The organism is Nitrobacter sp. Nb-311A, assembly GCF_000152905.1.
GTDB lineage: Bacteria > Pseudomonadota > Alphaproteobacteria > Rhizobiales > Xanthobacteraceae > Nitrobacter.
Map to the genome: position 1 here is coordinate 120,805 of NZ_CH672419.1, position 9,805 is coordinate 130,609.

At 59.6% G+C, this 9,805-nt stretch carries 9 protein-coding genes; 5 read left to right on the plus strand and 4 right to left on the minus strand.

Going from position 1 to position 9,805, the window contains the following annotated elements; all coding sequences use genetic code 11:
- Position 1: 1 nt before the first annotated feature.
- Positions 2–1,273: an FAD-dependent oxidoreductase gene (locus NB311A_RS15405; RefSeq protein WP_009799529.1), complete on the plus strand. Its 1,272-nt coding sequence runs from the start codon at positions 2–4 to the stop codon at positions 1,271–1,273.
- A gap of 116 nt (positions 1,274–1,389) precedes the next feature.
- Here NB311A_RS15405 and NB311A_RS15410 read toward each other — a convergent pair whose 3' ends face one another.
- The 3 genes from NB311A_RS15410 to NB311A_RS15420 form a co-directional block, all read right to left on the minus strand.
- Positions 1,390–1,794, minus strand: coding sequence for a VOC family protein (locus NB311A_RS15410; protein WP_009799528.1), 405 nt, complete (start codon positions 1,792–1,794; stop codon positions 1,390–1,392).
- Between the two features lie 112 nt (positions 1,795–1,906).
- Complete coding sequence (gene parE / locus NB311A_RS15415) at positions 1,907–3,952, minus strand: DNA topoisomerase IV subunit B (protein WP_009799527.1); 2,046 nt, start codon at positions 3,950–3,952, stop codon at positions 1,907–1,909.
- 198 nt (positions 3,953–4,150) lie between these two features.
- Complete coding sequence (locus NB311A_RS15420) at positions 4,151–4,504, minus strand: hypothetical protein (RefSeq protein WP_245257013.1); 354 nt, start codon at positions 4,502–4,504, stop codon at positions 4,151–4,153.
- A gap of 129 nt (positions 4,505–4,633) precedes the next feature.
- Between NB311A_RS15420 and NB311A_RS15425 the strand changes: the two genes are divergently transcribed.
- From NB311A_RS15425 to NB311A_RS15435, 3 genes are all read left to right on the plus strand, one after another.
- Positions 4,634–5,164: a DedA family protein gene (locus tag NB311A_RS15425; protein WP_009799524.1), complete on the plus strand. Its 531-nt coding sequence runs from the start codon at positions 4,634–4,636 to the stop codon at positions 5,162–5,164.
- Between the two features lie 104 nt (positions 5,165–5,268).
- Positions 5,269–6,267 carry an N-acetyl-gamma-glutamyl-phosphate reductase gene (gene argC / locus NB311A_RS15430; protein WP_009799523.1) on the plus strand — a complete coding sequence of 333 codons (999 nt, stop codon included), beginning with the start codon at positions 5,269–5,271 and terminating at the stop codon, positions 6,265–6,267.
- 166 nt (positions 6,268–6,433) lie between these two features.
- Positions 6,434–6,853, plus strand: a complete 420-nt coding sequence (locus tag NB311A_RS15435) for a cupin domain-containing protein (protein WP_009799522.1) — start codon at positions 6,434–6,436, stop codon at positions 6,851–6,853.
- A 179-nt stretch (positions 6,854–7,032) separates the two neighbouring features.
- Here the strand turns inward: NB311A_RS15435 and phaC are convergent, their stop codons facing one another.
- Positions 7,033–8,838 (minus strand): class I poly(R)-hydroxyalkanoic acid synthase, encoded by a 1,806-nt coding sequence (gene phaC, locus NB311A_RS15440; protein WP_040675617.1) that lies wholly within the window; start codon positions 8,836–8,838, stop codon positions 7,033–7,035.
- 263 nt (positions 8,839–9,101) lie between these two features.
- Here phaC and NB311A_RS15445 point away from each other — a divergent pair, with 263 nt between their 5' ends.
- Positions 9,102–9,407, plus strand: a complete 306-nt coding sequence (locus NB311A_RS15445) for a hypothetical protein (RefSeq protein ID WP_116394789.1) — start codon at positions 9,102–9,104, stop codon at positions 9,405–9,407.
- The last annotated feature ends 398 nt before the right edge of the window (positions 9,408–9,805 follow it).

The following is a 9,805-nucleotide window of genomic DNA, read 5'->3' on the forward strand; positions in this document are numbered from 1 at the left end:
GATGGATGCAGCCAGCTCGCGCAAACAGCGCTCAATATCCACGCGCTGCTGCATCGTCGGCGGCGGACCCGCAGGCATGATGCTCGGCTACCTGCTCGCGCGCGCCGGAGTCGACGTTGTCGTGCTCGAAAAGCATAGGGACTTCTTTCGCGATTTCCGCGGCGACACCGTTCATCCCTCGACCATGCAGGTGATGGACGAGCTGGGCTTGATAGACGACTTCCTGAAAGTCCCTCATGACAAGCTGCAAAAACTCGACGGCTATTTCGGCAAGACCCGCCTTCGGATCGCCGACATTAGCCGCACCGGCGCAAAATATCCTTTTATAGCCTTTATGCCGCAGTGGGATTTCCTGGATTTTCTGCGGGAGAAGGGACGTCGATATCCGAATTTCACGTTGATGATGGGGACCGAGGCAACGGGCCTTGTACGTAACGGCGACATGGTGATTGGCGTTCATGCAACGGACGGCAGCGGCGTCTTCACGATCATGGCCGACCTTACGGTCGGCTGCGACGGCCGGCATTCCATCATCAGGGCAAGCGCGGGCCTCGAAGTGGAGGAAATCGGTGCGCCGATGGATGTGCTCTGGTTTCGCGCCGGAAAATCCGTCGAAACGGAAAGGATCCTCGCGCGCATCGAGGCAGGGAAAATGATGGTGACGCTGGATCGCGGCACCTATTGGCAATGCGCCTATGTCATTCCCAAGGGACAATATGATGCCGTGAAGGCGAGGGGCCTCGAGTCGTTTCGCTCGGATGTCGTCTCGCTTGCGCCCATGCTGAAGCCAGGCGTCGCCGACGTCAAAACCTGGGACGACGTCAAGCTGCTTACCGTCGCCGTCAACCGTCTCAAGCAGTGGACACGGCCGGGTCTGCTCTGCATCGGCGATGCGGCGCACGCCATGTCGCCGGTCGGCGGCGTCGGCGTTAACATCGCGGTTCAGGATGCAGTGGCAGCCGCTAATTGTCTGGCGGTGAAACTCGAGCACGGGGCCGTGAGCGAGCAGGATCTCGTTGAGGTTCAACGCCGTCGCGAATTTCCGATGCGCATCACGCAAGCCATGCAGGTGATCGTTCAAAACAACATCGTCAGCGCGGCGCTCAAGCCGGACAACGAGCCGCTAAAGCCGCCGCCGTTCGCGCGCATCGTCAACGCGGTGCCGTGGTTGCAGGGCCTCACCGCGCGCTTCCTCGCGGTTGGCGTTCGCCCCGAGCATGTACGCTCAAAGGAGGTGGTCCCGCCGGAAGTTAGATCACCGCCGTGCCGTTAAAGGGAATGGCGGCCTTTCTTATCGCAGGCTCGGGCAAAAATGGATCTTCCGATCTTGCGTTGAGCGAACCCGTCCACTTCTTGTTTGCGAGAGGTATAGAGTCCGGTCTTCAGCGCTCAACCAACCCATGGATTATAGGTGCCGACGCTCCAGACCTGACCCTCGGGATCGCGGCAGGTGAAGTCCCGTCCGCCATGGTCCTTGTCGGAAAGGTCGAGGATGATGGCGGCGCCGTTTGCCTTGGCTTTGGCATAGACGGCGTCGGCATCCGGCACCACGATGTAGGCGCTCTGAGTCACCAGGTGATTGGTCGTGGCCGGCTTTTGAACCTTGGCAAAATCGTCGTCGCGCGCCGAGCCCAACATGATCATGCCATCGCCTAGCGACAGTTCGGCATGGACAACACCGCCGTTGCCGTCGTCATGAACGGCTTTGCGAATAAAGCCGAAGGTCTCGCACAGCCAATCGATCATTTTGTGCGGATCGCGATAACGCATCGCGGGAATCACGGTCGAACTCATTATCCTAGCCTCCCTGCCGTTGAAGTCATCCGTGATTATGACCGCAACTTGGTGCTGGAATCCAGTCAACTACTTGGCTCATGCTTCAGATAGACGCACCCCGTGATAATGCTTAAACGTCCAGCATATCCTCACTGGCGAATTCCGCCTTATCGGAGATGAAGGCGAAGCGTGCCTCCGCCTTGGTGCCCATCAAGCGCTCGACCGAATCTGCCGTATCCTCGCGATCGTCCGCCAGCAGCATCACCCGCAACATCGTGCGTTTCGCCGGATCCATGGTAGTTTCTTTTAGCTGCGCCGGCATCATTTCGCCCAACCCCTTGAAGCGGCCGACATCGACCTTGGCGTTGGCGTTGAACTCGCTCTTGAGCAGCGCGTCCTTGTCAGCGTCGTCGCGGGCGTACACCGTCTTGCTGCCGTGGGTGAGGCGATAGAGCGGGGGCACCGCGAGGTAAAGGTGACCCTCATCGATCAGGCGGGGCATCTGCCGATAGAAGAAGGTGATAAGCAGAGAGGCGATGTGAGCGCCATCGACGTCGGCGTCGGTCATGATGATGACGCGTGAATAGCGGAGGTCCTCCTCGCGATAATTGGTCCCGGTGCCGCAGCCCAGCGCCTGAATTAAGTCAGCCAACTGGGCGTTGGCGGTGACCTTGTCCCGCGTCGCAGACGCGACGTTCAGGATTTTCCCACGCAAGGGCAGCACAGCCTGAGTCTTGCGATCGCGCGCCTGCTTCGCGCTACCGCCGGCTGAATCGCCTTCGACGATGAACAGTTCCGAACCTTCGGTGGCGGTGTTGGTGCAGTCGGCAAGCTTGCCGGGCAGGCGCAGTTTCTTCACGGCGCTCTTGCGCGAGGTTTCCTTCTCGGCGCGGCGGCGCAACCGTTCGTCCGCGCGCTCGATCACGAAATCGAGCAGCTTGTTGGCCTGTACCGGATTGCCGGACAACCAATGATCGAACGGATCCTTGATCGCCTGCTCGACGATCCGCGAGGCCTCAGAGGTAGCGAGGCGGTCCTTGGTCTGGCCCTGAAACTCCGGTTCGCGTACGAACACGCTCAGCATCACGGCGGCACCGACCATGACGTCCTCGGAGGTGATGGAGGCCGCGCGCTTGCCGTAACCGACGCGTTCGGCATGATCCTTGAGCCCACGCAGCAGCGCGCTACGCAAACCTGACTCATGAGTGCCACCATCAGGCGTCGGCACTGTGTTGCAGTAGGAGGACAGGAAACCATCGGCGTCAGCGGTCCACGCCACTGCCCATTCGCAGGCGCCGTGCGCGCCGTTGCGCCCGGACTTGCCCGAGAAGATGTCAGGATGCACCAATGTGTCCTTGTGGATCGCGGCTGCGAGATAGTCTTTCAGACCGCCCGGGAAGTGGAAGGTTGCTTCCGCCGGGATATCATCAAGTCCCTTGAGCAACTCCGGCGCGCAACGCCAGCGGATTTCAACGCCGCCGAACAGATACGCCTTCGAGCGCGTCATCTTGAACAGACGCTGCGGCTTGAACGCGGCCTTCGCACCAAAAATTTCGGTATCCGGCTTGAAACGAATGGTGGTGCCGCGGCGGTTGGCTATTCTGCCCAGGTCTTCGAGCTTGCCCTTGGGGTGACCGCGCTCGAAGGTCATCTTGTAGAGATTCTGGCTGCGCGCCACTTCCACCTCAAGGCGCGAGGAGAGGGCGTTGACCACCGAGACGCCGACGCCGTGCAGGCCGCCTGAGGTCTCATAGACCTTGGAGTCGAACTTGCCGCCCGAATGCAGCGTGCACATGATGACTTCGAGCGCCGACTTCTTCGGGAACTTGGGGTGCGGATCGACCGGGATGCCGCGACCGTTGTCGGTGACGGTGAGAAACCCGTCGGTGGCAAGTTCCACCACGATAAAGGTCGCGTGGCCAGCCAGTGCCTCATCCATGGCGTTGTCGATCACCTCCGCGAACAGGTGGTGCAGCGCCTTCTCGTCGGTGCCGCCGATGTACATTCCCGGGCGCCGGCGGACCGGTTCAAGCCCCTCCAGCACCTCGATGTCGGCAGCGGTGTAGCCGGTCTCGGCTCCCGAGGCGCGGGCGGGGGGGTGGCCTTTAGCCTTGGAAGCGGAGAATAGATCGTTGGAGGATTTCACTTTTGTATTCTGTTTCAGTGATTTGGGCATAATTCTTCAAGAATTGCACGCGGGGCGGGCGGGGGAATCGGGTTGTCCTGACTATGCCACGGATGCGGCTGGAAATGTGACTATCGCCCATCGTCCCTGTTTCCTACGATGTGATCGCGCCGCAGAATCAGGCCGCCCTGGTGCGGAACACGACGATCGCAAAGAGTACCGTGGCAGCCAGCACGATCAGCGAGCCAGCTACGGGCACTGCCATATATGCGCTGCCGCGCAGTAGCACCAAGGCGATTCCGACCGGCAACAAGATGCTGCAAGGATATGAAGCCCGCCCTGAATCCGGGCGAGCATGCTTTTTCCCGCCGACGGGACCAGCCGATAGAAAAGGCCGAACAGGAACAGCAGAACGCCGCCAACAAGATTGAGATGGGCGTGGGCAGGCGCGAGGGTAAAGTTTTGCTCGATTCCCATGGCCATTCCGCCCGTCATGCCAATCAACAGAAGGACGACGCTCACGCACATCATCAGCGATCCGACCATATGTTGCCCTCGTTTCCCCAAAACACGATGACGCCGGCGAGCGGCCGCAATATCCAAGTCCAGTATCCAAGTCTTTGTGACTTGAAAGTTTCGCGTGAGGCTAGTTTAGCTGGTCCCGATAGCTTTGCATCGCCGTAGAGGCTCAAATAACCCCGCCGGTGAGGAGATGGCAAAAGGCATTTTGGAATGGAAGATCTCGCACGCAGCCTGGTCGACTTCGTGCGCGACCATCAGATTTGGGCCGCTCCCGTCGTGCTGCTGCTCGCCTTCGGTGAGTCGATCGCTTTCGTCTCGCTGCTGATCCCCGCCTGGGGGATACTGGTTGCGATCGGAGCGATGATGGGACCGGGACAGATCAACTTCTGGCCGGTGTGGTTGGCCGGGGGGGTTGGCGCGGCGCTTGGCGATTGGCTGTCCTACTGGATCGGATTCACCTTTAAGGACCGGGTCGCTTCGATCTGGCCACTGTCACGGCATCCGCGCCTTTTGCCCCGTGGCGTGGCCTTCGTCGAGAAATGGGGTATCCCATCGATTTATATCGGACGATTCTTCGGACCGTTGCGCGCGACCGTGCCTCTTGCCGCCGGTATTTTTGAAATGCCGTCCCTGCGATTTCAGTTCGCCAACTGGACGTCTGCACTGATCTGGTCAGCAGTGTTGCTATTGTTCGGCGACCTGACATCGCAGTTCGTTCAGTGGCTCTGGCGGGCAATTTGACTGTTCCGAAATGCATTTCCCCCGAAGGTCGATAGAAACCGTCGCGCAACCGCCACAACTGGGTTACAAGCCGCGTCCGCGCTCGCGGACGCAAGGATAATGTCATGACCGGCGCAGACATCAGGACGAAAAGCACCGCTTCAAGCGGCGACACAGTAGGCAGACCGACGGTGTTCGTCGATGGCGCGTCGGGAACGACTGGCCTTGAAATCCGTCAACGGTTAGATCGGCAGGGCGACGTCAACGTCAAGAGCCTCACCGACGACAAGCGGAAGGATCCCGCCGCCAAGCGCGCGCTCATGGCGGAAGTCGATCTGGTGATCCTGTGCCTGCCCGACGATGCGGCGAAGGACACCGTCGCATTGATCGACGATATGGGCGCTCACGCGCCGAAAGTGCTGGACGCCTCGACGGCGTTCCGTATCGCGCCGGACTGGACCTACGGTTTTCCGGAGCTGACATCGGATCAGGCGGATAGGATCAGGGCGGCGCGCAAGGTCGCGAACCCCGGCTGCTATCCGACCGGATCGATCGCCTTGCTGCGGCCGCTGACCGATGCCGGTTTGATCCCGCCGGACTATCCCGTAACCATCAACGCGGTGAGCGGCTATTCCGGCGGCGGCAAGTCCATGATCGAGAGTTTCGAGAAGGGCACCGCGCCGGCGTTCGAGCTTTACGGGCTTGGCTTCGAGCACAAGCATCTGCCGGAAACGCAGAAGTACGCGAACCTGACGCGGCGGCCGATTTTCGCGCCGTCGGTCGGAGATTATCGGCAGGGCATGCTGGTGTCGATTCCGCTGCATCTCGATACGCTGCCGGGACAGCCTGACGGCGCCGCGCTTCATGCCGCGCTGGCGGAGCGTTATGCGGGCAGCACCTATGTCTCGGTGATGCCGCTCGACAACGCTGCTGCGAAAAGTGGGCGCATCGAGCCGGAGGCGCTCAACGGGAGCAACAGGCTCGAACTCCATGTTTTCGCCAGCGATAAACATCGGCAGGCCGTCCTGGTCGCGCGGCTCGACAATCTGGGCAAGGGCGCATCCGGCGCGGCGGTGCAGAACATGCGGCTGATGCTCGGGCTGAGGGACGAGGGACTGGACTAGGCGCCGACTCAATTCATGTCCCGTTGATTCCGAAGTTCGCATCAAAGGTTGCTGCAAGGGTATGTGACTTTCGGAATCGGGACCCAAGTCCGTCCGGCCTGCCTGCGAATGGTTTCGGATTTTGTGGTAGTCTACGTTCAGTCGATTGGCTTGTGGGAGATTGCAAATGTCAGGATCATCAGACGCGGTGAGAGTGATTGAGCCCGGCAAGACCTATGTCGGCAAGCAGGGCTTTACTTACGGAGCCGGCGTATCGAAGGAGACCGCCGGAGCAAAACAAGTTTGTCTGAATGTGCTGCCAATGCCTCCGGGCGCCAAGGCAAAGGTCCATTACCACAAGGATATCGAGACCATTGCTTACCTTTTGGAAGGTGAATGCGCTGTCTATTATGGCGACAAGCTTGAGCATCGCCTCGTCGTCAAGCCTGAGGATCAGGTCTATATGCCCGCGGATGTTCCGCATGCTCCAAGCAATGAGAGCGGAGCGCCATGCAAATGGCTTGTCGTGCACTCGTCAGGTAGCGATCAGGACGGTATCGTCCTGCTCCCCGAACTTGATGCGGTGTTGGCGCAGAAGTCGAGCTAATCAGCATAAATTCGTGCTTTTACTATGCTTGGGAGCTTAATGAAGTACGTGCCCTATAGCGTTTTCGAATAAGGCATGTCCTCGGCTTGATCCGAGGATGGGAATCCGGTTCGCGTGAAGAAACCGCGTCAAGAAGACAGGTTTTCACCGTTTCCGTGAAGCGGCAAAAGACTCTCGACTCACGCGCGCACGCGGACATAGCTGCCCGGCGCGTCCTCGATCGGCGGCAGTGCACCGGTTCCGACTTTGCGTGCCGCGACCTCCTTGCCATCGATGTTTCGCAGCCATGTCAGCCAGTCCGGCCACCACGAGCCCTTGTGTTCCTCCGCGCCCTCCATCCACTGGGCGAGAGTCTTGTTGCGGATCTTGTCGTTGGTCCAGTACTGGTATTTACCGCGCGCGGGTGGATTGATCACACCTGCGATGTGGCCAGATCCCGACAGCACGAAGCGTACCGGTCCGCCAAAGAAGCGGCAGCCGTATAATACGGATTCCGCAGGCGCGATGTGATCGTCGCGGGTGGCGAGTGCATAGACGGGCACCTTGACCTTCGAAAGGTCGAGCAAAGTATTGTCGAGCACCATCGAGCCGGTGGAAAGTCGGTTCTCGAGATAGCAGTTGCGCAAATAAAACGAATGGTTGGCAGCCGGCATCCGCGTGGCGTCTGAGTTCCAGTGCAGAAGATCGAAGGCGGGCGGTGTCTTACCCTTGAGATAACTGCTGATGACGTAGGACCAGATCAGGTCGTTGGAACGCAGCATGTTGAAGGTCATCGCCATCTTGCTGCCTTCCAGCACGCCGGATCGCTTCATGTCGCGTTCGAGCGCGGAGATCTGATCCTCGTCAGCGAATACCAGTAAATCGCCGGCATGAGTGAAGTCCACCTGAGCGGCGAAGAAGGTCGCCGACCTCACGCGCGGCCGCCGCTTGTTCGCAAGCCATGCCAACGTGGCGGCAAGCAGGGTGCCGCCGACGCAGTAGCCAGCGGTATGCACCTTCGTCTCTCCGGTGGCCGTTTCGATGACATCCATCGCGGCCAGCGGCCCTTCCTTCATGTAGTCCTCGAAGGTCTTTTCCCCGAGCCGTCCGTCGGGATTGACCCAGGAGATCACGAACACGGTAATGCCCTGGTCCACGCACCACTTTATGTAGGATTTCTCCGGCTTGAGATCGAGGATGTAGAATTTGTTGATCCATGGCGGCACGATCAGCAACGGCGTCCGCAACACCTTCTCCGTGCTCGGTGAATACTGGATCAGTTGCATCAGTTCGTTCTGATAGATCACCTTGCCCGGCGTCGTCGCCAGGTTGACGCCGACCGCGAGACCGGCGGAGTCAGATTGGCGGATGCGCAGCACGCCTCTCCCGGCTTCGATGTCTTCCGCCAGCATCTTCATGCCGCGTGCCAGATTGTCGGCGTTGGAGGCGAAAGTTTCACGGAGTACTTCGGGATTGGTCATCACGAAATTGGACGGCGCGGCCGCGTTGGTGAGCTGTGTAATATAGAACTCGGCCTTCTTGCGGGTATGTGGATCGAGGCCATGGGCCTCGCGCACCAGGTCGTTCGCCCATTTAGTCGTCAGCAGATACGCCTGCATCAGGAAGTCGAAGAGCAGGTTCGAGCGCCATTCCGGATCGGCGAAGCGTTTGTCGCGCGGTTCCGGCTCGATGGCGGGCTTGACTTCTTCGCCAGCCAGGCGGCGCACGGCATAGCCCCAGAGTTCCAGATAGGACTCGCCGAGCCTGGCCCGTAATTCGGCGGCGCGTGTCTGGTCCGACAACCAGTATTGAAAGACCCGGCTGAGTGTCTTGATCAACTCGGCGAACTCGGTTGGCGGATTATCGGGGGTCGGGTTGTGCTCACGAGCTTTGAGATACGCGGCCAGCGCCCTGCCACCGTTTTCCATCGCATTCGCGAGGTTCATCGCGAATGCGTCGGAGTTGAATCCCGTCGTCGGCTCGGTCTCGGTGGATACCTCGCTCATGGATGCATCTGAGAGCTTATTCATCATTTTCCGTCACGCAGGTTGCCAATGGCGGGCATGGATCATGACATAATCTGGGGACTGTCGCCCGATTCGATGTGGTGCGGTGCGACAAGACTTCTTGATCCCGCCATAGATGGGCCGTGATGACTCGATTGTGATGGCCGCAGCTTCCTCGGAAGCGATAATGGTTTTCGCCTGCGATCAGATTGATGAAACAACCAAATACCAGCGCAGTTCGGCCAACGATGTCAGCATTCGTGATGATGACATCGCAACGCCCGACCAGCGGAAAGGCAGGCTCCCTGACTGCCTGCGCCGCCGCATTGGCGCTGATGTCGCTGGCGCTCGGAGGCTGCTCCACCTCGATTGCGGATTTACCCTTCGAGGCTCCGTCGGATGCTCCGGAACGGTCCCATGACGGATCGTCCTATCCCGCGGTGCATGACATTCCCGCCCCAAGAGATCAGGTGGCGATGGATCATGCCGAGCAGGCGAGGATCGAAAAGGAACTGATCGACGCGCGCGACCGCCAGGCCCACGCCGCCCAGAACTCGGATCGCAGATAAACGTGGGAGCGGCCGTCAAACACGCGAAGTGATGGCAGAGCATCATGTCCATGTTAAAAGAGCTGATCCAAGCAGAAGATTGCGCCTGAAAGGTTAAACCTTAGCGTCGGCGAGCAGGCGCTTGAATATACCAAGCTTTTGAATATACACATTTTTTGCTGACGTTTCGTCGACTTCATCGAGGCAATGGACGATCCTCGTCAATCCGGCCTGGGAGCCAGGACTATGGAAGAGTTTTATCGCATCCGCCGTCTGCCGCCTTATGTGTTCGAACAGATCAATCGCGCCAAGGCGGCTGCACGGAACGCCGGAGCCGATATCATCGACCTTGGTATGGGCAACCCGGACCTGCCGACGCCGCGGCATGTGATCGAAAAGCTCAAGGAAACCCTCGGCAA